The sequence below is a fragment of the Sporomusa termitida genome (assembly GCF_007641255.1).
Lineage (GTDB): Bacteria > Bacillota > Negativicutes > Sporomusales > Sporomusaceae > Sporomusa > Sporomusa termitida.
Genome location: NZ_CP036259.1, coordinates 3,944,820 through 3,969,791, shown reverse-complemented (window position 1 = coordinate 3,969,791; position 24,972 = coordinate 3,944,820). Strand labels below are relative to the sequence as shown.

22 protein-coding genes and 1 CRISPR repeat array are annotated in these 24,972 nt (G+C 49.3%); of the genes, 20 read left to right on the top strand and 2 right to left on the bottom strand.

All coding sequences use genetic code 11. The features are described 5' to 3' along the window. The first annotated feature begins 57 nt into the window (after nt 1-57). From cas3 to SPTER_RS25720, 10 genes are all read left to right on the top strand, one after another. The gene (gene cas3, locus SPTER_RS18610; protein WP_144351760.1) at nt 58-2,718 is read left to right on the top strand and encodes a CRISPR-associated helicase Cas3'; all 2,661 of its coding nucleotides are present in this window, start codon (nt 58-60) and stop codon (nt 2,716-2,718) included. Further along, a complete protein-coding gene (gene cas4, locus SPTER_RS18605; protein WP_144351759.1) occupies nt 2,715-3,209 on the top strand; it encodes a CRISPR-associated protein Cas4 in 495 nt (164 codons plus the stop codon). The genes cas3 and cas4 overlap by 4 nt, the downstream gene beginning before the upstream one ends. A gap of 13 nt (nt 3,210-3,222) precedes the next feature. Then, the gene (gene cas1b / locus SPTER_RS18600; protein WP_144351758.1) at nt 3,223-4,233 is read left to right on the top strand and encodes a type I-B CRISPR-associated endonuclease Cas1b; all 1,011 of its coding nucleotides are present in this window, start codon (nt 3,223-3,225) and stop codon (nt 4,231-4,233) included. An 8-nt stretch (nt 4,234-4,241) separates the two neighbouring features. Beyond that, a complete protein-coding gene (gene cas2, locus SPTER_RS18595) occupies nt 4,242-4,523 on the top strand; it encodes a CRISPR-associated endonuclease Cas2 (RefSeq protein WP_144351757.1) in 282 nt (93 codons plus the stop codon). Nucleotides 4,524-4,702: 179 nt separating this feature from the next. Then, nucleotides 4,703-5,247: a CRISPR direct-repeat array (repeat unit 29 nt; unit sequence CTTTGACCGTAACATGGATGTATTGAAAC). Nucleotides 5,248-5,379: 132 nt separating this feature from the next. Then, nucleotides 5,380-5,634 (top strand): hypothetical protein, encoded by a 255-nt coding sequence (locus SPTER_RS18590; protein WP_144351756.1) that lies wholly within the window; start codon nt 5,380-5,382, stop codon nt 5,632-5,634. Between the two features lie 486 nt (nt 5,635-6,120). Beyond that, the gene (locus SPTER_RS18585; protein ID WP_170233323.1) at nt 6,121-8,148 is read left to right on the top strand and encodes a methyl-accepting chemotaxis protein; all 2,028 of its coding nucleotides are present in this window, start codon (nt 6,121-6,123) and stop codon (nt 8,146-8,148) included. A 157-nt stretch (nt 8,149-8,305) separates the two neighbouring features. After that, nucleotides 8,306-8,512 carry a hypothetical protein gene (locus SPTER_RS18580; RefSeq protein ID WP_144351755.1) on the top strand — a complete coding sequence of 69 codons (207 nt, stop codon included), beginning with the start codon at nt 8,306-8,308 and terminating at the stop codon, nt 8,510-8,512. Nucleotides 8,513-8,734: 222 nt separating this feature from the next. After that, on the top strand, nt 8,735-11,113 hold the full coding sequence (locus SPTER_RS18575) for an ATP-dependent DNA helicase (RefSeq protein WP_144351754.1): 2,379 nt from the start codon (nt 8,735-8,737) through the stop codon (nt 11,111-11,113). A 67-nt stretch (nt 11,114-11,180) separates the two neighbouring features. Then, nucleotides 11,181-12,620, top strand: coding sequence for a DEAD/DEAH box helicase (locus SPTER_RS18570; RefSeq protein WP_144351753.1), 1,440 nt, complete (start codon nt 11,181-11,183; stop codon nt 12,618-12,620). A 95-nt stretch (nt 12,621-12,715) separates the two neighbouring features. Beyond that, nucleotides 12,716-12,847, top strand: coding sequence for a hypothetical protein (locus SPTER_RS25720; RefSeq protein ID WP_281289458.1), 132 nt, complete (start codon nt 12,716-12,718; stop codon nt 12,845-12,847). A 92-nt stretch (nt 12,848-12,939) separates the two neighbouring features. On the opposite strand, the gene SPTER_RS18565 is transcribed toward SPTER_RS25720, so the two are convergent. After that, nucleotides 12,940-13,929, bottom strand: coding sequence for an asparaginase (locus SPTER_RS18565; protein WP_144351752.1), 990 nt, complete (start codon nt 13,927-13,929; stop codon nt 12,940-12,942). A 63-nt stretch (nt 13,930-13,992) separates the two neighbouring features. After that, nucleotides 13,993-14,763 carry an exodeoxyribonuclease III gene (locus SPTER_RS18560; RefSeq protein ID WP_144351751.1) on the bottom strand — a complete coding sequence of 257 codons (771 nt, stop codon included), beginning with the start codon at nt 14,761-14,763 and terminating at the stop codon, nt 13,993-13,995. Nucleotides 14,764-15,008: 245 nt separating this feature from the next. Between SPTER_RS18560 and SPTER_RS18555 the strand changes: the two genes are divergently transcribed. The 10 genes from SPTER_RS18555 (at nt 15,009) to SPTER_RS18510 (ending at nt 24,955) form a co-directional block, all read left to right on the top strand. Then, a complete protein-coding gene (locus tag SPTER_RS18555) occupies nt 15,009-15,350 on the top strand; it encodes a DUF3870 domain-containing protein (protein ID WP_144351750.1) in 342 nt (113 codons plus the stop codon). A 241-nt stretch (nt 15,351-15,591) separates the two neighbouring features. Beyond that, the gene (locus SPTER_RS18550; RefSeq protein ID WP_144351749.1) at nt 15,592-16,683 is read left to right on the top strand and encodes a mandelate racemase/muconate lactonizing enzyme family protein; all 1,092 of its coding nucleotides are present in this window, start codon (nt 15,592-15,594) and stop codon (nt 16,681-16,683) included. Nucleotides 16,684-16,750: 67 nt separating this feature from the next. Beyond that, complete coding sequence (gene dcuC / locus SPTER_RS18545) at nt 16,751-18,127, top strand: C4-dicarboxylate transporter DcuC (protein WP_144351748.1); 1,377 nt, start codon at nt 16,751-16,753, stop codon at nt 18,125-18,127. 537 nt (nt 18,128-18,664) lie between these two features. Then, entirely contained in the window at nt 18,665-19,576 is a 912-nt protein-coding gene (gene rocF / locus SPTER_RS18540) for an arginase (RefSeq protein WP_211367322.1), read from the top strand. A 201-nt stretch (nt 19,577-19,777) separates the two neighbouring features. Beyond that, nucleotides 19,778-20,707 carry a DMT family transporter gene (locus SPTER_RS18535; protein ID WP_144351747.1) on the top strand — a complete coding sequence of 310 codons (930 nt, stop codon included), beginning with the start codon at nt 19,778-19,780 and terminating at the stop codon, nt 20,705-20,707. A 295-nt stretch (nt 20,708-21,002) separates the two neighbouring features. Then, nucleotides 21,003-21,281: a helix-turn-helix domain-containing protein gene (locus SPTER_RS18530; RefSeq protein WP_144351746.1), complete on the top strand. Its 279-nt coding sequence runs from the start codon at nt 21,003-21,005 to the stop codon at nt 21,279-21,281. Between the two features lie 111 nt (nt 21,282-21,392). Next, complete coding sequence (locus SPTER_RS18525; RefSeq protein WP_144351745.1) at nt 21,393-22,280, top strand: LysR family transcriptional regulator; 888 nt, start codon at nt 21,393-21,395, stop codon at nt 22,278-22,280. Nucleotides 22,281-22,297: 17 nt separating this feature from the next. After that, entirely contained in the window at nt 22,298-23,059 is a 762-nt protein-coding gene (pxpB, locus tag SPTER_RS18520) for a 5-oxoprolinase subunit PxpB (protein ID WP_144351744.1), read from the top strand. After that, the gene (locus SPTER_RS18515; RefSeq protein WP_144351743.1) at nt 23,056-23,994 is read left to right on the top strand and encodes a 5-oxoprolinase subunit C family protein; all 939 of its coding nucleotides are present in this window, start codon (nt 23,056-23,058) and stop codon (nt 23,992-23,994) included. The genes pxpB and SPTER_RS18515 overlap by 4 nt, the downstream gene beginning before the upstream one ends. A gap of 193 nt (nt 23,995-24,187) precedes the next feature. Then, the gene (locus SPTER_RS18510; RefSeq protein WP_144351742.1) at nt 24,188-24,955 is read left to right on the top strand and encodes a LamB/YcsF family protein; all 768 of its coding nucleotides are present in this window, start codon (nt 24,188-24,190) and stop codon (nt 24,953-24,955) included. Nucleotides 24,956-24,972: the final 17 nt, after the last annotated feature.

Genomic DNA, 24,972 nt, shown 5'->3' with positions numbered 1-24,972 from the left:
GGTTATCCGGGATGTAATGCGGCATCCCGGATATTACTTTAGAAAGGAGTTTCCTCTATGGGAATTGGAGACTATCTGATTGACGGCGCTGAGATATTATTGGCGCATACGGCGAAGAAGGGAACGGGAAAACAAGCGGAATCACTGGTGGAGCATTCCGATTTAGTGCTCCACTATGTGGATGAGCTTTCTGAGCACAACGGATTATCATCGGCCATTCAGAGAACTGTAGCAAACCTGACCGTGCAGGACGAACCGCTGCCTCTTGCGGCCCAGTATTGGATTGTCAAATGTTTTCGGCAAGCCATATATTTACATGATTTGGGTAAAATCAATCCCGTCTTTCAAAAGAAAAAAATGGGCAATCAGCAAATAGAAAAGCTATCTCTGCCAGGTGATTCTAATCACGCACTCCTATCGGCGTTGCTGTACCTGGATATTTATCTTGCCGAGCTTGATGAAATTGAGTTTCCCGGAGACAATGCGCTGATAGGCAGTTTTATGAAGCACGTGCTATACGTATTTGCCTATGTTATTTCGCGACACCATACATATCTGGCGAATGCAGAAGATGCGGATGGTGAGGAAACCAGTTTTGAAAAACAACTGCAGTTGTTGCAGAAAAAAATTCAGCGCTATCCTGGCTATGTGCATTACTACCGGTATAAAGAGAGAGTCTGTTCCCGCGATTCGGCCGGGCGCAGAGATATCACTGGAGAGCTATTAAAGAACAGATATCAACGGTTCACTGATACACATTCGCCTTTCCCTTTTTATGTGTTAACGAAATTGTTATATTCCACAATGGCCGCCTGTGATTTTTATGCAACCTATGCCTATGATGCAGAAAAAAGTCTGGAGTTTCAGTATTTTAGCAAGAAGCAGGAACTTCGGCCTGTACTTGAGACCTTTTATAATACCGCAATCTATCGCGGTGTACAAGCATTGCGCAATAATCCGCAAACTACAACGCTTAGTTCTATTAATCGATTGCGGTCAGCTTTGTTTTTAGATACAGAAACAGAGCTGCTGCGCAATCTGGATAAGCAGTTATATTATCTGGAGGCACCTACAGGCTCGGGCAAGACGTATATGTCGATTAATTTAGGATTAAAATTGCTGAACAGCGAATTAGGGCTTAATAAGTTAATTTATGTGTTTCCCTTTAATGCATTGATTGAGCAGACTAAGCTGATCTTAGATAAGATTTTTCCTGATGAGCTGCGCAACCAATATCCCATGCCTGTAATCAATTCAATAACCCCGATTATAAGCAAAAAGGAAGAGACTGCTGAAACTGGCAATGGAGAAACGGAGCCGGACTTTGACTATAAGTCGGTATTGCTGCAGCGGCAAATGCTGCAATATCCGGTGATGCTGACTTCTCATGTCAACTTTTTTAATTATTTGTTCGGGCTGGGAAGAGAGTCAAATTTGGCGTTTACGCATTTGTGCAACAGTGTTGTTATTTTAGATGAGATCCAAAGCTATAAAAATGCAATCTGGAAGGAAATCATTCATTTTTTGCAATCCTTTGCTAAACTGTTAAATATGAAAGTCATCATCATGTCAGCCACTTTGCCCAATTGGGATTCGCTGGTAGAAGGAGAAAGCGACACCTGCTCTTTGGTTGCTAAGCGGGAGTTGTACTTTCAACACCCGTTATTTTGCAAGCGGGTGCAGCTGCATTTTGAACTTCTCCAGAAAAAAGTAATAACGGAAGAGGAATTGCTGGCAGAAGTACTGCAAAGACTCAAAGAACGGCGCGATCAGGGAAAATCTACCCGTTTACTAATTGAATTTATTACGAAGGCTGCTGCAAGAAGTTTTTATCGCTGCCTGCAGTCAGCGAAGCTGGACAGCCCTTTATTTGAGCTGACAGGTGATGACAGCAATTTATTGCGAAAAGAGGTTTTAAAACAGCTTGGCAAGGATGAAAAAGGCATTTTTCATTTGCCAGATGTCATAGTTGTGGCCACGCAGGTGATTGAAGCGGGTGTTGATATCGATATGGATATTGGCTTCAAGGATAGTTCCATGCTTGACAGTGAAGAGCAGTTTTTGGGGCGGATCAACCGTTCCTGCCTGCGTCCGGATTGCCACGCTTACTTTTTTAATATGGTAAAAACAACACTGATCTATCGCGACGACCAGCGTACGGCCTATGATCTGCAAACCGAGAGCTGTCAGAAAATGTTGCAGGACAAGGACTTTAGCGGCTTTTATCGCTTGGTAACGGCAAGAATTAATGCGGAGCGACAAAAAGCTAATTTGAAAAACTGGTCTTATTTTACCGCCAGCGTGCAACAATTACAGTTTAAAGAAGTAGAAGCGGCAATGCGGCTAATTACCGAAAAGCAATATACCTTATTTATCGCTCATGAGGCGGCTTATAAAAATACGGATGGCAAAGAAGAGCGACTGGATGGGGCGCAAGTTTGGGAAGAATTTAAGATTCTTTTGGCAGATCGGGAAACGGAATATGCTGAGCGAATCGTGAAACTTTCCCAAATTAAAGAGAAAATGGCCTATTTTACTTTTAATTATGGGATTCAGCATAGTTGCAAACAAACACCGCCTCAAATTTATACTGAAGTAGCTGGCACGCTATATTACATACCCAATGGTGAACGTTTTATGGAATTGGATGAAAATACAGGGGCGAAGAAGTTTAACCGTCAAGCTTATATAGATGCGGGGGTGTCGCCGCTCTTATGAGAATAACAGGCACCATTGTTAATTATTATATCCATTGCAAACGCCAGTGCTGGCTGTTTGCCCATAAGATGAATTTTGAAGATGATAGTGAAGATGTGCGTACCGGTCGTATATTACATGAAATTCGCAGCGAGGGACGCAATAATACGGAGATTCAAATTGAAGGTATTAAAGTTGATAAAATGACTGAAGAGTATGTTGTGGAGCTGAAGAAATCGGATGCTGATGTGGAGGCTACAAAATGGCAGACACTGTATTATCTGTACATACTCAAGCAGAAGGGCTTGGACCGTAAAGGGAGATTGGAGTTTATTGAGCGCAACAAGCAAAATCACAGAACTGTTGAACTGGAGTTAGACAAGCGTACAGAACCAGAATTAATTAGGCTGCTGGACGACATCGAAGTGTACTTACAACAAGATAAGCCGGTGCCGGCGATTTACGCTAAGAAATGTGAGCGCTGCGCGTACTATGCTTATTGCTATATTTAAGGAGGGATGAAGGTTGGCAAAGTCAGCTCCGACTACGCGCTATATTCGCACGCCGGGCACCTTAGGGCGTGAAGACAATTCACTAACATTTCGCAATGAAAAAGGTATTACGCACATTCCGATAAATAGTCTGAAAGAACTTTATTTACTAAATGAAATATCCTTGAATAGCAAGCTGTTCACCTTTTTATCAATGGCAAATATTACAGTTCACTTTTTCGATTATTATGGACAATTTCGCGGCACTTTCTATCCCAAAGAGGCTCGGGTGAGTGGTAAGGTGATGCTCTTGCAGGCGAAGGCCTGCTTGGAAAATCGCCTGCCGATTGCAGTTGCTTTTGTTGGCGCGATTGCGGCGAATATTCATGAGGTACTGTACCATTACTTTAAGCATGGCAATAAAGAAATCAAACCCTATTTGGATTGGCTCAAAAAAGAAGTACCTGATTTATTGCCTAAAATTAAAAAGGTTCCTACTCTGTTAAGTCTGGAGGGAGAGATTTGGCGGCGCTTTTATGAAACGTTTCAATTGATTTTGCCGGAGGATTTTGTGATGAATCACAGAGTGAAACGGCCTCCTGACAATCCTATCAATGCACTGGTCAGTTTCGGTAACACAATCCTGTATACAAAAACGATATCGCAAATCTATCATACGCATCTGGACCAGACGATCAGCTTCTTGCACGAGCCCAGTGATCGCCGCTTTTCGTTAAGCCTGGACTTGTCTGAAGCATTCAAACCATTGATTGTTTTTCGTACTATTTTTGAAGTTGTTAACAATCGAAGAATTCAGGTCAGTAAGCACTTTGATAAGAAATATAATTACTGCCTATTAAATGAACCGGGACGTGATGTATTCATTACCGCCATGGAAGAACGCTTACAACAGGTCTTTGATCATGGCACGATGAAGCGAAAGATAAGCTATCTGACTGCGATCAAATATGATGCTTACAAGCTGAAAAAGCACGTTGTTGAGGGAACGCCATTTACCCCTTTTTTGGAAAAAGACCGGAGGTAAACAATATTATGGAAAAAAATTATAATTATGTTATTCTTGTCTATGATATTGGTGAGAAGCGGGTAGGAAAAGTGTTCAAGATATGTAAAAAGTATTTAGTTCCTTTCCAAAAATCGGTTTTTCGCGGCGAAATTACTCCTGCAAACTTAATTAAACTTCGCAGTGAACTTCAAAAAGTCATTGATAAAAAAGTAGATTTTGTAGCTCTTTTTAAAATGACCGGCGATTACGTATTTGATGAAGAAGTTATTGGCGTTCGGCTCCATAATCAAGAAGCAATGCTACTGTAATAATTTTCCCAACCGGCCTAATCTCTAGGCAAGGCTTGCGTCCAAGAGCTATAAGGGATGAAGCGCAATTTGAGGCAATTGATTAAATGTTGCTCTCCGGTTGGGAAAATATTGCTAAGCCCTTGTAAACATTGTATTGTATAGCTATAGGTGTTTTGGCAAAGCTTGATTTTACTAGCCTTTGACCGTAACATGGATGTATTGAAACAATAACATTTGATTCTTGCAGTACAAATCGAGCCTGCTTTGACCGTAACATGGATGTATTGAAACAAGTGTATCTGGAGATTCTGAAGTAATTGAATACCTTTGACCGTAACATGGATGTATTGAAACTTGATGCGGTCGGAGAAGGCACAAAAAGCGCCGCCCTTTGACCGTAACATGGATGTATTGAAACTCAACCAGCAGCGCCGCCACTGGAACCTTACGGTATCTTTGACCGTAACATGGATGTATTGAAACAAGCAATCTACCTGACCACTGAGTATATTAATCTTGCTTTGACCGTAACATGGATGTATTGAAACAGGACCACCGACATTACCCTATGGTATTGTTAGCCACTTTGACCGTAACATGGATGTATTGAAACAAATAATCTGCGGAGCAAGTTTTAAGTTTTTCCATCTTTGACCGTAACATGGATGTATTGAAACCCCACGGCCAGGCGGGTGAAGGTCTTGTCCTCATCCCTTTGACCGTAACATGGATGTAGAGAAAGCAAGGACGACGTTCTTTTTGATTCGCTAGTATTCAGGTATATCTGCCATTGTTTTGGCGTAAGTCTATATAGAGGTTGAAGTATTATCTGCAGCAGATAACCGGGCTAACCTGGATAATGGGGGGAGGCTGCATGGCATTACTATTTCAACTTGGACCTAATCAGCTTGGTGCGCTTACCGCAATTCTGGCAATCCTGTGGGCCGAGGACCTTGATCTGGATGAACTCAATTCCCTGGGAAACTTTTTTGAGGCCCTGGGCAGTGTCATGCTTGCTATCGCCGCCCAGAAGCAGCTATTGCAGCAGCACCAGGCGGAAAAGCAAACGCCACCTGAGAGTGAACAGATACAGGAGTTAATCAGGCGAATTCAAAAATTGGAGTCTTAAGTTGTCGTTGTTCTGTGCCCTACAGCCGGCGCAGTTCTTTTTGTATCAGGCCGCATAATAAGCCGAAGGCGGCTTGATGGGGCTTGGCAATGAATAGATGCGTAACTAAATCGCAAACGAACAGGAAGGCCGCATGGCAGCCTGCCTGTCGTTTGCGATTTGATGCCTGAGGAATGAGAAGTGGTTGCATCTGAGTTCACTAATAAAGGGGCAAAAAATCCTATATTCTAAGAAAACATATTTAAATTAATAATATTATATATTTTTTTACCAGGATGGTCCTAAAACAAAGGAAATTGTCGAATTTTATCGTATCTTTATATCTAAGACTAATTGCAATTACGGCAACCTTAACAGGTGGCCTCGGGAGAGGCTTTATATAAAAGGGGAACTGAACGTACAAAACAGAAGGGATGTGAAGAGTAAGCTTGTCTGCCATGCTGTAGGCATAAATACAAAAATATAAACGGAAATGAGGACAGTAAATTGCAAATTAACAACAGTATACGAAAAAAACTCCTGATGATGTTGCTGCCATTCTTTATTCTGTCATTTGGCATACTGTCAACAGTTAGTTACTATTTATCGAAGCAATCTTTGGCAATTAGCACCGAGGCAACCGCTGTTGCCGTCGGTAATGATTATGCTAACCGTCTACAGGCCAATGTTATGAAGCTTATGACACATTTGGAAGATCTGGCTAGTGTTCCGGTAATGCAAAATGCAAACGATAGAGCGCAAATGATTGCCATGATGGCTGAAACCAAGCAGCGGGTCGGGGTATTTGACAATGTCGCGTTTATCTATTTGGATGGATTGGCTGTCAGACTCGACGGTAGTACTGCCAAGCTTGGCGATCGTGAATATTTTAGAAAAGTAGTCGATACGCAAAAGGCTTATGCATCTGAACCGTTAATTGCACGGGCAACAGGGAAAGCAGCTGTTAATTTGGCTGTTCCCGTATTCAATGGGGGCAAATTGACGGGAGTGTTAGTTGGAAATTATTCGTTAGAAGGATTATCGAAGTTGATGCAAGGGGTGAAATTTGCCGACAGCGGATATGGGTTTGTTTGCGATGACAGCGGCTTGCTCATTGCTCACCCGACAATGCCGGAAATTGTCAATAAACTCGATCTTAGCAAAAAACAAGTTGATCCCGAACTCAAGTTAAAAGAAACGGAACTGGATGATAAGCTGCTGCATCTGTTTCAGGCCAGTTTGGACCAGCCGGCGGTGGGAGAATATCGCTTTGGCAACATTAAGCAGACAGGTGTTTTCACGCCGGTAAATTTGCCGGGCGGTCAGCGTTGGATTACTGTTGTTGCGGCTCCGGCGGCTGAACTGACTAAAGCGGCATCCGGCCTGGCAAGAACGGTTCTCTTGGTATCATTGGTATTTACCATTGTTGCCGTAATCTTTGTTGTTGTTCTCAGCAAACGGTTTGCCGGACCGATTCAACTTATCAGGGATGAGTGCCTGCTGTTAGCCGGGGGCGATTTCCGGGAACTGCAGGCATCAGTTCAATCGGCGGATGAGATTGGGCAATTGGCGCAGGGATTTCGCACGATGAGGAACAATTTGCGGAATTTGGTTACCAAAGTACAGTTGCAGGCCGAACAAGTAGCGGCTTCCAGTGAGGAACTGACAGCCAGCGCCCAGCAGTCGGCTGAGGCTGCCAACCAGATGGCCGTCTCGATTACCGAGATGGCCCAGGGGGCAGAGCAACAGGCCGGTTTGTCCAGTCAGATCAGTGTTGTTTCCAGTCAAATATCAGTGCGGGCTGAAGAAATTTCCGCCACTATGCAGGAAGCAGCTGAAATTGCCGGCAACACCGCCCAGGAGGCGGAGCAGGGACGCCAGGCGGTGGAACAGGCTGTGGGACAAATGAACAAGATTGGTCAGGGATCTGAAGCCGTTCAGGCGGCCATAACCGAACTGGCGCAAGGGTCGCAAGCCATCAGGGAGATTGTCAGTCTTATCTCCAATATTGCCGGCCAAACCAACCTGCTGGCGTTAAACGCCGCCATTGAAGCCGCCAGAGCGGGCGAGTATGGACGGGGTTTTGCCGTGGTGGCGGAAGAAGTCCGGAAACTGGCGGAAGAATCGAACCAGGCGGCGCACCAGATCGGGGAGCTGATTCAAAAGAATCAGGTCAACATGGATCAGGCCGTAGCTGCAACCCAGGCCGGAGCGTCAGGGATCAAAGAAGGGATTGCTGTTGTAGACACAGCCGGAGAAACCTTCCAAAAAATTGTCGGGGCGATCATGCAGCTTTCCGCGCAAATCAAGGAAATATCGGAAGCCATAAACCAAATGGCCGAGGGCAGCCGGACCTTGGTAACCTCTATCCAGGAAATCGACCAGGTGAACAAAAAAAATAACGGCGAGGTCCAGACGGTATCGGCAGCGACTGAGGAACAGTCGGCATCCATGGAGGAAATCGCTTCCTCCAGCAATAATCTGGCGAAATTGGCGGCTGATTTGCAGGAAGCTGTAGAGAAATTTAAGTTATGACCAATGAGTAACCCGAATAATAAGCCCGAATGCGGCACTGGCGCCCCATTTACCCTCTAGGCAAGCGCGCCAATGTTGAGTATAATGCAAAGAGCAAAGTATGCGTGCTTTTACAATGCATATTTTGCTCAATGTTGAATTCGGGGAGGATATTGTAGTGAATCAAGACATTCTCAATCAAAATGACGCCAATACGCAGAAACTTAACTGGGAAGCCTTTATTAAACAGGATGTGCTTAACTTCCTGATGGCCCATAACCTGCAGGCCATAACTGTGGATGACGGCGCCGGCAAGAAAGGCGTAATCAAGCGGTCAGCCAAAGGTGAGCTGGCAGTACAGATAACTTCCAACGAAAAGCTGTAAATTGGAGCGCCCTTAACTAAAGCTGCTTATGCCGCTGCGTTAAGGGCGTTTTAGTGTGTGCCCTCATTGACAATTTCCGAGACTGGCTATACAGTGGGGGTAGGAAAGGGCTGCTTCACAACCAGTAGCTTTTACGCAGACAAACGCTGCAGCCAGGAGCTTGTCTGCCGGTAAAGCTGCTACTGACAGCGCTAAAACACAAAAGCAAGAGGGCAAGCGTTTATGTCTGAGAATAAAGTAATTAAGACCTCGGTCCGCAATTTAGTTGAGTTTGTACTTAGAGCAGGTGACCTGGTGGCAGCCTTTACCGGCAGCTCACGCCTGGCTGACGGGGCTAAAATCCACCGTAAGCTCCAGCAGGCCCAGACTTCCGAGTATCAGCCGGAGGTCAGCCTGGCAATAACAGTCACGTGGGCTGATCTTGTCCTGCAGATTAGCGGGCGGGCAGACGGCGTAATTACGACAATAGCGGAAACAGGCCTGGCGGAGATTACCATTGATGAGATTAAGTCTGTTACCCAGGAGCTGGAAACGATTGAGGCCGGGTATAACCAACTGCACTGGGCCCAGGCGAAGTGTTACGCCTACATCTATGCCGTCCAGCATGAACTGGAGCGGATTGGCGTCCAGCTCACCTACTGCCAGGCCGCTACCCTGGAAACCAAGCTGTTCAAGCAAATCTATCCGGTGCAGGAACTGGCTGCTTTTTTTGAGGCGCTGATCAGTGACTATGCTATGTGGGCCCAGCGGCTTGGCGACTGGGCGGCAAGCCGTGATGCCTCCGCCGGCCTGGTGCGGTTCCCGTTTTCTGGATTTCGCCCGGGCCAGCGGCAGTTATCTGTTGCCGTATATAAGACGATCTGCGGGGGGGTTAAGTTATTTGCCCAGGCGCCTACCGGCACAGGGAAGACAATGGCCGTTATATTTCCCGCCATTAAGGCCCTGGGACTGGGGCATGTGGAAAAAATATTTTTCCTCACCGCGAAAACGGTAACCCGGCAGTTAGCCGAGGCTGCCTTTGACCGTCTGCGACAGGCCGGTTTGCAGTGTAAAACCCTGACCCTGACTGCCAAGGATAAAATATGTTTTAGGCCTGATTCGGCTTGTACACCGGAGGAATGTCCCTATGCCGCGGGTTATTATGACCGGATTAAGCCGGCCTTGCATCATTGTTGGCCAGAGGCGGCTTTTACCCGGGAAGTTATTGAACAGTACGCCCGGGAATACCGGGTTTGTCCCTTTGAATTATCGCTGGAGCTGGCGTTTTGGGCAGATGCCGTTATCTGTGACTATAATTATGTGTTCGATCCCAGGGTCTATCTGAAACGGTTCTTTTCTGAAAACAGCGGGCAATATTGCTTTCTGGTTGATGAGGCCCATAATCTTGTTGACCGGGCCCGGGAGATGTTTTCCGCGGCGATAACCAAGCAAAGCTTTCTGGGAATAAAAAAAACCGTTAACAATAAGCTTCCTGCCCTGGCTAAGGCCGCCGGCAAGATCAATACATTTTTGCTGAAGCTGGGGAAGCTATGCATAGACAAGACAGCAGCCGGGGAAACAGACTATTTTGTGCGCGAACAGGCCTGCAGCGAGGTCTTGCCCTTATTGCGAAAATTTATGGATTTAGCCGAAAAGTGGCTGGCCAAAAATGAGCAGGCCGAGTTCCGGGAGGAGCTTTTGGATAGCTATTTTATGGCGAATGCTTTCTTGCGTACGGCCGAGACCTATGATGAACGGTATGTGACCTATGCCGAAAAAATCGATAAAGATGTAAAACTTAAACTGTTTTGCGTTAATCCGGCGGAGCTGCTGCGGCAGGCGGGGCTGCGGGGGCGGGCGACCGTCTTCTTTTCCGCTACCCTTACCCCGGTCGATTACTTTTTTGAGATCTTAGGGGGCGGGGAGGGTGATGGCAGAATTGCGGTGCCGTCGCCGTTTGCCGCCGGCAATCTAAGGCTTCTGGTCGCCGATCATATCAGTACAACCTACAAAACCAGAGCCCAGACCTATGACGTAATTGTCGACAGCATTACCGCCGCAATTACGGCTAAAACCGGAAATTATCTGGTATTCCTGCCATCTTACCGGTATATGGAGGAAGTAGGCCGGCGGTTTTGCCTGCAAAACCCACGTATCAGCGTTAGCAAACAGACCGGTGAGATGACGGAAGCCGAGCGCGCCGGCTTTCTGGCGCAGTTCTCTGCTGACAGTACCGAAACCCTGGTGGGGTTTGCCGTTCTTGGCGGCGTATTTGGTGAGGGCATTGATCTGACCGGTGAGCGGCTGGTTGGCGCTGTCATTGTTGGTGTGGGGCTGCCGAAGGTCTGCCTGGAGCGGGAGATTATCAGACAGTGGTTTAATCAGAATAACCGCCAGGGGTTTGAGTACGCCTATGTCTATCCGGGGATGAACAAGGTTTTGCAGGCCGCAGGGCGGGTAATCCGTACCGAGCAGGACCGGGGACTGGTTCTGCTTATTGATGAACGGTTTTCGCAAGCCCGGTATAAGCGGCTCTTTCCCCGGGAATGGCAAGGCGCCGTACGCACAAATAGTGTTAGCCGGATTGGCGCGGCCCTAAAACAATTTTGGTTACTGCAGTAGATGATTAAGATATTCTGGACAAGCACAAAATAAAGAATACAGCGCATTTAATCTGTGCGAATGAGGGTTGAAGATCATAGACGGATTTAGTAAAGAAATAAAAAAGGCATTGGTAACCTTAGGCTATGAAACACTGACTGAGGTTCAGACACAAGTGATACCCCTGGTTTTTGCAGAGCAGGATATTATTGTGCAATCACAGACCGGCAGTGGCAAGACGGCTGCTTTTGCCATCCCGGTTTGTGAAAAGATCGCAATAGAGCAAAGGAGTCCGCAGGCCTTAGTGCTTACACCAACCCGGGAATTGGCTGTACAGGTAAAACAGGATATTGCTAATATCGGACGGTTTAAGAAAATAAGGTGTGCTGCTATTTACGGCCGGCAACCGATGGCGATACAAAGAAGAGAGTTAAGCCAGCGGGTTCATGTTATTGTCGGTACGCCGGGCAGAACGTTTGATCATACGGTAAGCGGTAGTATCAACCTGGCTGCAATCAAATATCTGATTATTGATGAAGCCGACAAAATGCTGGATATGGGCTTTATTGAACAGGTTGAAGCAATTATCGCCAAGCTGCCCGGGAACAGGGTTACTTTGGTGTTTTCCGCAACAATGCCTGAGCAAATCCAGGCGATATGCAGTAGATACATGCTGGCGCCGGTGAGGCTGGCGGTTGAGTCGGCAAGCCCGGCTGCAGCAACAATTCAGCAGGGCTACTATGAGGTTGAAGAAAGCGGCAAACTCAGGCTTGTCAAAAAGATAGCGGTTACTGAACGGCCGGATAGCTGCATTTTGTTTTGCAACACCAGGGAAAAAGCGGAACTGGTGGCGGCGGAACTAAAACATGCCGGCTATCTCTGTGGAACCCTCCATGGCGGAATGGAGCAAAGGGAGCGGTTAGCGGCCATTCAAGGCTTTAAAAGAGGCGAGTTTCGCTTTCTGATTGCTACCGATGTGGCCGCACGGGGAATTCATGTGGCGGAGATCGCGCTGGTGATCAATTATGATTTTCCTCTGGATCATGAGGGCTATGTTCACCGTATTGGCCGGACAGGGCGGGCGGGAAATGCAGGCGCGGCGCTAACCTTTGTCACCCTGGCTGAACGAAGGGCCTTAGCGGCAATCGAGGAATTTGTGCAATATAAAATACCCAGGCTGGAACAGCCCACAGGGGCAGCGGTTGAGCGTGGCAATATGATTTCTGAGCATGATAAGGCTAAGCCGGCGTACAAACCGGATATCAGTGACAAACTAAATAGTGAGATTACCAGAATTCGTATCAATGCCGGTAAAAAAACTAAAATGAGACCGGGAGATATCCTGGGAGCCGTCACTGCCATTGCCGGGGTTAGCGCCGGGGATATTGGGATAATTGATGTTCAGGAGACCTGCTCGTATGTAGAGATCCTGGACGGCAAAGGCCCGCTGGTGATGGCTGCCCTCCAGGCTACAAAGATTAAAGGCAGGCTATATACAACAAAACAAGTAGGCTTCCGGACTATTTAAACTATTTAAGTAAGCTGGCACCAAGTCTTGCTTAATGGGTACATGACGTTGTAAAATAGAGGTGTACGTTGATGCTGGCAAAGGAGGAGTTCTAAGTGGATTTACTCGCTTTACTACAAGAAAAGAAGAAAAAAGCCAATGAAAATAATAAACCATTCCCCAAGGCAAGTAAGGCTAAAACTACAAACAATAAAATGCCCATGCGGAAAACCGGACGGGGTAAATAGTCGGATAATAGAAACGCCTACAGCAGATCATTGTGCTGTAGGCGTTTCAGTTTCTGTGTAACGGGACACCCGGCTGCCAAGCTTTCTAACTATTAATAAATCCAGAACATGTTTTGAATTTTGGCAGGGTTCCTGGTCTTCGTTAAGGCGAGCATAAGCAGGATGCGGGCTTTTTGCGGGCTCAGGGTATCGGCCACGACAAAGTTATACTGCTCATCGTCAAGCGCCCCGTTGCGGGTAACTGCCCCGTTGCAAACCCGGGTGCCGCGCACCACGACAACTCCCTGCTGTTGAATATTGCCAAGGACCTGCCGCATATGCTGGGACAGATTGCCGTTACCCAGACCGGCATAGACAAGGCCCTGGGCGCCGGCGGCCACCGCCGCCTGAGCCAGGGTGCCGTAATCATTTACATGCCCGTAAAGGATATCAACCGGCGGCAGCTCGTTTAGGCCGGTAATATCAAATTCGGTCAGATAGGTATGCCTGCGGGTCGGCAGGCGGTAGAAGTGAGGCTGATTGTCGATTATATAGCCCAGATAGCCAAGCTCAGGCGCTTTAAAGGTGTCCTGGAGCGAGGTGTTGGTTTTGGTTACATCGCGGCTGCAATTGATCGTGTCATTGAGGGCGACAAGCACCCCCTTATCCCAGGCCGAAGGGCTTGCTGCCAGGATGATGGCGTTATACAGATTCATGGGGCCGTCAGGGCTTATGGCTGTGGACGGGCGCATAGCGCCGACCAGGACAACCGGTTTGGGACTTTTTACAACTAAATTCAGGAAATAAGCGGTTTCTTCCAGCGTATCTGTGCCGTGGGTGACCACAACCCCGTCCACAGTTGGCTGCTGCAGCAGGGCATTGAGGCGGTTGGCCAGCTGCAGCCAGATGCCGTGGTTCATATCGGCGCTGTCTATTTGCGCCAGTTGTTCACTGGTGGCCGCGGCTATACCCGGCAGTGAACCAATTTGCTCCAGCAGCTCCTGAATGGGCACTACTGCCGGCTGATAGCTGACAGTACCGGCGGGAAAGGGAGCGACCCCGGCAATCGTTCCCCCGGTAGCAAGGATGGTTATTTTTTTCATACCCTCATCCTTTATTAAATTTTTATTTCCGTTTTCGCCCAGGCCCGGAGCCGCGTGCTTTTTCTATTGCGGTGACAGGGGCGGATGCAGCTCCAGGCCGACAGGACAATGGTCACTGCCCATAATGTCAGGATAGATATGAGCAGCGGCAATCACATCTTTCAGCCTGTCGGAAACGATAAAGTAATCAATCCGCCAGCCAATGTTACGGGCTCTGGCATTCATCATATACGACCACCAGGTATAGGCATCCCTTTTCTCAGGGTATAGAGCCCGGAAAGAGTCGGTAAACCCGGACGCAAGCAGGACGGTCATGCTATTTCTCTCTTCGTCGGTAAAGCCGGCATTCTTTCTGTTGGCTTTAGGGTTCTTGATATCGATCTCCTCGTGGGCTACATTGAGGTCGCCACACATAACGACAGGCTTGTTTCTATCAAGCTGCAGGAGATAGTTTCTGAAATCGCTTTCCCACCGGAGCCGGTATTCCAGCCGCAGCAACCCGCGCTGTGAATTAGGGGTATAGACATTAACCAGATAAAATTCATCAAACTCCAGGGTAATGAGCCGGCCTTCCTGATCATGTTCTTCTATACCCAGGCCCCAGGTAACGGCCAGCGGTTTAAGCCGGGTAAAAACCGCAGTGCCTGAATAGCCCTTTTTCACAGCGCTGTTCCAGTACTGCTCATAGCCGGGCAAAACCAGTTCTGACTGGTCTTGCTGCATTTTCGTCTCTTGGATACAAAAGATATCGGCTCCGGCACCGGTGAAAAAATCGCCAAAGCCCTTACCCAGGCAGGCTCTCAGCCCATTTACATTCCAGGAAATAAGTTTCATAGCAGCCTCTTTCTTTCCAGTAGTTGTGTGGATCATTATATTCCCTGCAAAGAATCTGATTTCCTGCTTGGCGAATTATGGATGATCTGAGAGGGCTGGCTGGCGATTATTTGCCAAGTATTGCAAAATTAAGGCGAACCAATTGTTGAAATAATTGAAAATCGGCACAACCGCGAAAGGAAAACAAGCATTTTTCGCGAATATAGGAGGAGATAAAATCCATTACAAACTAGATGGAGAGCGAGATGTTTGCAGATAATACCATCTATATAGTGGGTAATGCCAAGTCTCAGCAGAATAATCCGATTACTCACCACTATGGCCAGTTTTTCATTGGCTTTGTGGTGGAACGGGAAACGGGCAGGATTGTAGCCTGCGGCAGTTCGGCGACAGTGCCTACCACCGCTGAATTTATTGGCAGTTTGTTTGCCGGCAAAAGTATGCAGGATGAGTTTGAACTTATGCGGCAGCACGTAGAAGCCCGTTATTTCGGTTCATCGCAAAAAGCTATTTTAGTTGCCTACAAAGATGCGCAAAAAAAGTTTTTCCGCATTATGAACGGCATGCCCCTTGATTTGAACGACTAAAAACACCCATGACCGCTGCTTTGTTTATTGTACGCCTGTTTATGAACGCAGGTGCAGACGTAAATAAAATCCAGCATAACCAACCTTCTGTTAGTAGAAGGTTGATTATGCTGGATTTTTTTATCGCCTCAGATTGTAAAAGTTCAAGGGTACCAAGGGTTTTTCTAGGAACAGTCAGGACTGTTTATGTGGTTAAGCCACATATAATTAATGAGAGTAGTGAGAGGAGCGGATTTATTTAATGAAAATTGCGGCAATTAGAATTGGCAAAGTGAGTATTCCCCTGAAAAAACCCTTCAAAACAGCCTTACGACAGGTACATTCAGCCGAGGATATTATCATCAAGATGATTGCCGACACCGGCGAAACCGGTTTTGGCAATGCCCCGCCCACGGCTGTGATCACCGGTGACAGTCAGGATTCCATCATCGCCGCCATCCGCGACACAATCGGCCCCAAGCTAATCGGGATGGATGTTGATAATCTGGAAGGCATCATGACCACTATTGATGCCGCGATGCTGCATAACAGCTCGGCCAAAGCGGCGCTGGACATTGCCGTTTATGACCTGTTTGGCAAACGGCATGGCATTCCGCTCTATAAATTACTGGGTGGCTACCGGCAGGGCATAACCACGGATTTGACGATTAGTATCAACGCCCCGGAAGAAATGGTTGCGGATTCGCTGGCGGCGGTGGCGGCAGGGTACACCGAACTGAAATTAAAAGTAGGCACCGAGGCGGCGCTTGATATCCAACGGGTGCAAGCCATCCGGGCCGCTGTTGGCCAGGATGTGAAAATTAGGCTGGATGCCAATCAGGGGTGGAGTCCGAAGGAAGCTGTCCGGACAATCCGCAAATTTGAAGATATGGGCTTAGGGATTGAACTGATTGAACAGCCCGTTCCGGCCCATGATTTTGCCGGCCTCAAATATGTTACCGACCAGGTTGAGACCGATATTATGGCCGACGAATCGGCCTTTGGCGCCTACGAAGTGTTTCAGCTGCTGGCTATGCGGGCCTGTGATCTGATTAACATTAAGCTTATGAAAGCCGGTGGCCTGCATAATGCCGTCAAGATTGCCCATTTGGCCGAAACTATGGGCATTCAGTGTATGATGGGCTGTATGCTGGAAAGCAAAGTCGGCATTACGGCCGCGGCGAGCCTGGCGGCCGGTAAGAAGATTATCAGCACAGCGGATCTGGACGCGGCCGTGCTGCTGGCTGAAGACCCGGTAATCGGCGGCGTAAGTTTTTCCAAAAACCAGCTGAGTATTTCTGACGCACCCGGTTTAGGCATTACCGACGTGCAAGGCTGGCAGGAGATTCAGTAACAGCGTAAGGGGGTGTTGATAAGGGGCTGTTTAGGCAGCTGGTACCGTACCAGAGCATTACAAAAAAATGGAGGTAAAAAAAGTGGGTATTATTCTTTCTTTACTCGTGACCTTTTGGGTGGGCTATCTGATCGTAAAAAAATATAAACCCCAGCCGGTGCTGTTCATGGCCGGCCTCATTCTCATGTTCGCAGCGGTAGCCCTGGGCCTTGGCCAGATTCTGCCGGTTAAAGACAGCACCGGCTCAGTGCTGTTTGACGCCTTCGAGTTTATTAAGCAGACAATGAGCTCCCGGGCGGCCGGGCTTGGCATGAACATCATGGCTGTAGGCGGTTTTGCCCGTTATATGGACCATATCGGCGCCAGCAAGGCCTTGGTTAAATTGACAATAAGACCATTGCTGGCCCTTCGTTCCCCTTATCTGGTCATGGCCGGCGCCTGGGTATTAGGCATGTTTTTGGGTTTGTGCATTAACAGTGCCTCCGGTCTGGCTATGCTGCTGATGGTCACCGTGTTCCCGGTGTTAATCAGCTTAGGGGTCAGCCGCCTGTCAGCTACGGCGGTTATTGCCACCACCCTTTGTCTGGACTGGAGTCCCAGTGACACCGGCACGATCCTGTCGGCTACAACCGCCGGGATCGATCCGGTCCTGTACTGGACCAATTATCAGATTCCCATTGCTATTGCTGTCATTCCTATTGTTGCCGTTCTTCACTATGTAACCCAGAAATGGTTTGATAAACGCGACGGCCATGTAGTGCAGGCGACAGAGTTAGTGGCGGACGAGGCCGATGCCAATATGCCGCCGATGATCTATGCCATACTGCCGGCGTTGCCGTTAGCCTTAATCCTGGCTTTCAGCAGTCTGTGGATTACCTGGATTAAGATGGATATTATTAAGGCGATGTTTATTGGTGTGGCTATTGGCATGATCTTTGAATATGTCCGTTGCCGGGACGGTAAAAAAGTTTTGGCCGATATCCAGTCGTTTTTTGACGGCCTGGGCCTGCAGATGGCCAATGTAATCACCCTGATTGTGGCCGGTGAAACCTTTGCCAAAGGCCTCATGACGATCGGCACCATTGATGCCATCATTGCCTCGGCCCAGTCTTCCGGTTTTGGGGCGGCAGGCATGATTCTGGTCATGGTCGGCATTATCGCCATTGCTTCAGTGGTTATGGGTTCAGGCAATGCGCCGTTTTTTGCCTTTGCCGCCTTAACCCCTGTTGTTGCTGCCAAGATGTCGGTAGCCCCGGTGGTTATGCTGCTGCCAATGCACTTTGCGGCCAGTGCGGCCCGGGCGATATCGCCAATTACTGCCGTTATTGTCGTCGCCTCCAGCATGGGCGGCGTCTCGCCGTTTGATGTTGTCAAACGGACCGCAATCCCCATGATCGGGGCGCTAATTGTGATTATTGTTGCTAACTTTGTATTATTCTATTAGCACCGGTTCCGGGCTAATGCAGCCTGCCCCGGCGCTATAACACCCCCCGGCCATTGCCGGAAAAAGCGTTCCGCAGGAGAAAAGCCGGGCGGTATTCCGTTAAGAAATCCGTACTGTTTGAGCGCAGCGAGTTTCGGATTTTAGGAATACTGTCCGGCTTTTCAGCTTTTGGAGGCTGCGGGCCTAGACCTTTTGGTTACTTTGGGGGCGATGCCAAAAGTAAAACCACTCCCTTGTATGTCCAGAATTATCTGCTATGGGCAAAGCCAAAGGACCGCGCCGGCCGTTCCCGGTAATCCCGGCCCGGTCTTGAAGAAGGACCAGGCCGATGGTATAATTTTTTTATAAAAATTACCAGTCCAATACATAACGGCAGTTTTATCATGAAAGCCGGCAATACAGAGCATAATGAGTATGAATTATAGTGTTGTCAGCAGGTTGCCGATGCCGCCCTAATGGCTGCCGGCCGTTTTTTCGCATAAGCGATGTAATAGATGCTTGCTGGATACTAAACCTAAATGAAAGGGGGATCCCCCCATGAAGCCCACAATTAACAACCTGATTTCCATTATCGGCGTACCACTGGATTTGGGCGCCGACCGCCGGGGCGTTGACATGGGACCCAGTGCGATCCGGTATGCCCGGGTGCGGGAAAAGCTGGAGGAACTTGGCTATGAAGTTGACGACAAAGGCGATATTGTTCCTCACAGGCCGGACTCATGCCAGCTAGACGGAACCAAGCTTAAATATCTGGATGAGATCGAGCGGGTCAATACGGAGTTATGCCGGCAAGTGGCGGCGGAAATGGGCAAAGGCCGGTTTCCGTTAGTTCTGGGCGGTGATCACAGTATTGCTATCGGCACCCTGTCCGGGGTGCTCCAGCATAAAAAAAAGCCGGGGGTTCTATGGTTTGATGCCCATGGCGATATTAATACCGCCGAAACGTCACCTTCCGGCAATATTCATGGCATGCCGGTGGCGGTAAGCTTCGGCCGGGGCCATGACCGGCTGACCGGCGTAGGCGGCCGGGAGGCCAAACTTGATCCGCAGAGATTTGTCATGATCGGCGTGCGCGACCTGGACCGGGGCGAGAAAATGCTCCTGAAAGAGCTGGGGGTTACCGTCTACACGATGCATGAGATTGACATGCTGGGAATGGCCAAGGTCATGGAAGCAGCAATCCGGATTGTCTCCACCGATACGGACGGCGTTCACGTCAGCTTCGATATGGATGTTATGGACCCGCTTCACGCCCCCGGGGTTGGCACCCCGGTGTTCGGCGGGCTGACCTACCGGGAAAGCCATCTGGCTATGGAGCTGATTGCGGCGGCTGATATTGTGACAAGTGCCGAGTTTGTAGAGGTGAATACCGTGCTGGATCACCGCAATCAAACCGCTAAGGTGGCAGTGGCGCTGATGGGGTCGCTGCTGGGGGAACGGGTATTGTAAAACAGCTATTTAGGCAGAGAGAAACAGGACCGCCGTAGAGCAGTCCTGTTTAATTTTGTCGAGACGGGAAAAGATCCATACGGTAACCAAAGTTTAATTCGGCCAAGGTATAGGAATTCGCCAGGAATTTGCTATAATTTTGGTAAGCGCTGCAGGCAGCCCGGCAAGTAATCTCACTGAACAGCAAAGGCAGGTTGGTATATGAAGCAGGCAAGGATAAACCAGATTATCGGGATTAGTTGTGTAAATTTGGCCACTTTACTCTGGGCCTCCAATATAGCTTTAGGACGTTTATTGAAAGATTCTATTGGCCCGATTACGATTTCCAGCGCCAGATTTCTTATTGCGTCACTTATATTTGCGGTAATACTCCGGCAACAGCCGCCGGCAGATCGACAGGCAGGCAAGGACTGGCCGCTGCTGGCGGCGATGGCCTTAACCGGCATCGTGCTTTTTTCACCGATTCTGTATTGGGGACTACACTACACCACCGCCGTTAATAGTACTATTATTAATGGCTTAGCACCGCTGTTGACCGGCCTCTTTGCAACCTGGCTGATTAAAGAGCCGATGTCCAAACGGCAGATTGGCGGGGCCATACTTGCCTTGATCGGCGTATTGGTTTTGATCTCCGGCGGGTCCTTAGCCTTTTGGCAGACTGCGCAATTTAACAGGGGCGATCTTATTATCCTGATTGCAGTTGCCGTCTGGGGCCTTTATTCTGTTATTAGCAGCAGGGTTATGCGCTACCGTTCTTCCATATCGGCTACGGCTTTTTCCATGTTTATCGGCTTGCCGGTGCTTTGCCTGCTGGCCGGCGTGGAATTGCAAAGGATTCCTGTTAGTATTGACGCCGGATTACTTCTGATTACGGTTTATTTAGGTATTGTCCCTGCGGCTATCGGCTTTTACGCCTGGAATGCCGGCGTCGCCCGCCTTGGTCCGAGCGGGGCCATGGTTTTTTACAATACGCTGCCCCTGTATGGGGCATTACTCGGCGCTTTATTTTTAGACGAAGCAATCGGCAGCCCCCACATTATCGGCGGTTTGTTTATTATCTGCGGCGGTATTTGGGCGGCACGCAAGCAGCCGGCTGTCGGCAGCCAAAAGCTGGTTGCCGAAAAATCATGATGTAAAAGCCGTCAGGTCAACCATGGCCGGCACCTGGGCAACAGGCTGAAACAAGAAGCATTATCGAGATAATCTGAGAAACACAGGGGCAATGCCCGGTAATGCCAGGCCAGCCTGCGCCTTGCACTGCCGTTGCGTTAATCAGCACTTTCTTTTTATTACCGCTGCGAGTATAGTTAAATAATAGTGATATAAGTACTAAAACCGCAAACGGGTGGAAATATATAGTGGCTGATAATCTGGAGAAAAAACTCAGAGGATTACAAAAAAGCGCGGAGAATAAAGAGGGGACGATATGATCGGGGAAAGGATCCGGATGTTGCGCGAACGCTGCGGCCTGACCCGGGAAGAACTGGCAGAGGCTATGGGCGTGTCGGCGGCGGCGATCGAACATTATGAAGCTGACCGCTGGCGCCCGGGGAAGGGGCTTATTACAAGGATGGCAGTACTGCTGAAGGCTACAGTGCCGGACCTGGTGGGGGATTGTCTGGCTGTGCAGGATGAGGACGGCAGTACTGTTTATATTAAAAACTTTGGCTGCGGCCGGTTTTGCGCCATAGGGCGGACAAAATAGATTTTTTTAGCAGGACATAGTCCACGCTGCATAGAAAGTACCCATAACCTACTAGCCGGTAGGTATATGGGTACTTTTTCCTTAGCTGTTGGCAGAAAGAGGGCTGATTTTTTGGAAATCCGGCAATTAAAGACGTTTATCACGATTGTAAAACTGGGCAGTTTCTCACAGGCCGCCCAGTTTTTGGGCTATACCCAATCCACAGTCACTACCCATATTCAATTACTGGAAAAAGAACTGGCTACCGCTTTGTTCGAACGGTTTGGGCATCAGCTGATGCTGACAACGGATGGGGAAAGGCTGTATGATTATGCCGAGCAGATTGCCAAGCTGGCCGATGACGCCAAAAATGAGTTTGATAATTTTGCAGTGCCCCGCGGGCCGGTTATCATCGGTATGCCTGAATCATTGTGTGTGTATTATTTAACTGATGTATTGAAAGAATATGCTTCACTATACCCTGATGTCGGCCTGAAGCTGAAACTGGGTATTGCCAGCGATTTTCGGCTGTTACTAAGAAAAAACATGATGGACCTGGCCTTTTTCCTGGAAAAGAATATCAAAGACGCCGATTTGGTCGGCCAGCTGCTCTGGCCCGAACCGGTAGTTATGGTGGCGGCGCCGCAGCACCGGCTTGCCAGGCAGAAAAAAGTAAGGGTAAAAGATTTGCAGGGGCAGACTTTTGTTTTTACCGATGCCGGCAGCAGTTACCGGCGGGTATTGGAAGAGATCCTGGCTAAAACCGATGTTCAGGCCCGGACGGTGCTGGAAATAGGTCAGATTCAAACCATCAAACAATTTGTCATTGCTAATCTGGGTATAGCCATACTGCCGCTTATCGCTGTCAAAAAAGAGATTGAAACAGGCCTGCTGGCGGCCTTGCCGTGGCAGGGACCTGACCTTAAGACCGGTGCTTATCTGGTGTATCATAAAGATAAATGGCACTCCCATGCCATACGGGCGTTTATAAAATTAGTGCAGGAAAGATTACTTAAGTGAAGTGAGTTGATGGCGGCATGAAGGTGTTTCCCGAGGCTGTTAAACTGCAATTGGCCGGTGAGTACGGACTTGTCGTGGAGTTTGGCACCGTTATTTCGCCGGCAATCAATGCTTTGGTCCTGCAGCTGACAAGCTTGCTGCTGGACTTAAACCAGGGTGGTATCCGGGAGGTTGTGCCCACCTACCGTTCTGTCAGTATTTATTTTGATCCTTTAATTCTCAGCCGGCAGGATTTAACTGAACTTGTTGAGACGCTGCTGGCCCGGCTGAACCCGGTGACCATGCTGAGCTTACCAGCCCGTATTGTCAATGTGCCTGTTTGTTATGGCGGTGTGCTGGGGCCGGACCTGGATTTCGTCGCCAGGTATACCGGTCTGTCGGTCCGGGAAGTGATTACAGCGCATACCGGGCAACCCTATCTGGTGTATATGCTGGGGTTTACGCCCGGCTTTCCTTATCTGGGCGGCCTGCCGGCTCAGCTTGAGGTACCGCGGCAGGAAACACCGCGCAACAAGGTACCGGCTGGTTCTGTGGGCATTGGCGGTAATCAAACCGGTTTTTACCCGATCGAAAGTACGGGCGAATGGTGGCTTATCGGCCGCACTCCCCTCAAAGCTTTTGCCCCGCAGCGCAGCAAACCGTTCCTTGTTGCTGCCGGCGACTATGTACAATTTACCAGCATTGGGATTGATGACTATTTTGCCATCCGCCGGGCTGTTGCTGCCGGTGTCTATCAACTGGAAACCATTATTGCGGATAAAAGGTGTGAACAAATATGATTACCACGCTGTTGCCGGGGGACTTTACCACAGTCCAGGATGGCGGACGCTGGGGGTATCAGGCGTACGGAATGCCTGTGGCGGGGGCTATGGACAGATATGCTTACCGGCTGGCCAATCTGCTGGCAGGCAACCCGGACAATGCCGCCGTTATCGAGATGACGCACCGGGGGGCAGCGTTTAAATTTGATGAGGAGCAGTTTGTTGCTGTTTGCGGGGCCGATATGCAGGGCAGGCTTGGCGGCAGGCCAATTACCAACTGGTCGTCCTTTATTGTTCCCCGCCAGGGGGAGCTCCGGTTTGAGGCTGTGACCAGCGGCTTTCGCACCTATCTGGCGGTGTGCGGGGGCATTGCTGTACCGTCTGTGCTCGGCAGCCGGTCAACCTATGTGCGGGCCGGAATCGGGGGGTATGAGGGCCGGCCTTTGCGCCAGGGCGATGTCTTATATGTGGGGACAGGCTCTGCCGGCCCGGCTGTTCCCCGGCGGGTGCCCGGGCAATTTATCAGGCGGTATGGGCCGGAGCTGACCTTGCGGGTGATCCCGGGGCCGCAGGACACGATGTTTACCAGTACGGCGATTGACACCTTTTATGCCAGTACCTATGTGGTCGGCAGTCAGTCGGACCGGGCCGGCTATTCCCTGACAGGACCCAAGATTATACCGATTGGCAAAGAGGCTGATATTGTTTCTGATGCCGTCGGCCTTGGGGCTGTGCAAATACCGTCCAGCGGTATGCCTTATATTGTTACCGCCGATCATCAAACTACCCGGGGTTTTGCCAAAATTGCCTATGTGATTCAGGTGGATTTAGCCAGACTGGCCCAGGCCAGGACCGGTGATAAGATCCGGTTTACCGCTGTGGCCGAGTCTGAGGCCATTGCCGAGCTGCAATATGCAGAGCGCCTGTTGCAAGCGCTGGCCAGAGGCCGTTAACGGGCAGTTCAAGAAAATTGAACTGCCCTATTTAATTTTTCAATTTTACCTGGCCGGTTTACAGTGGTATGATAAAACACATAAAAATAATGAGATGTTGTAAGAAGCAAAGGCGCTTCAAACAGAGTTATATTTGTTTGATGTGCCTTTTTTGTATGCCGAGCCAGGTGCAACAAAAAAGGAGTGAACAGATATGTACCGGATTGATTTGAATTGTGATTTGGGGGAAAGTTTTGGCGCCTACACACTGGGGGCGGATGAGGAAATACTGAAGTATGTCACTTCGGCTAATATTGCCTGTGGTTTTCATGCCGGTGATCCGGGGGTAATGCACAAAACCGTAAGTCTGGCCCTCACCCATAAGGTGGCCCTTGGCGCCCATCCGGGGCTGCCTGATTTAATCGGCTTCGGCCGGCGCGAGATGGCCGTTTCGCCCCGGGAAGTGTTCGATATGGTGGTCTATCAGATCGGGGCGCTGGCCGGCTTTATCCAAGCCGAAGGCGGCCGGATGCAGCATGTTAAGCCCCACGGGGCGCTGTATAATATGGCGGCCAGACAACCGCAGCTGGCTGAGGCCATCGCGGAAGCGGTCTACAAAGTTAACCCTGAATTGATTCTTTTTGGTCTGGCCGGCAGTGAACTGGTCAAAGCCGGGGCCCAAGCCGGCCTGAGAACCGCCCAGGAGGTGTTTGCCGACCGCACGTACCAGGCCGACGGCTCACTGACGCCGCGCAGTCAGCCCGATGCCCTGATTACCGACCATGAACAAGCGGTCGCCCAGGTGGTCCGCATGGTCCGGTCAGGCCAGGCAACCGCCCGGTGCGGAACCGAGGTGGCGCTGCAGGCCGATACGGTCTGTATTCACGGCGATGGCAGCGCCGCTCTGGCTTTTGCCCGCCATATCCGGGAAACGCTGGCCGGCACCGGTATTGGTGTTCAGCCGGCAGGGACATTCCTCTAGACGGCGTCCAATTAGTT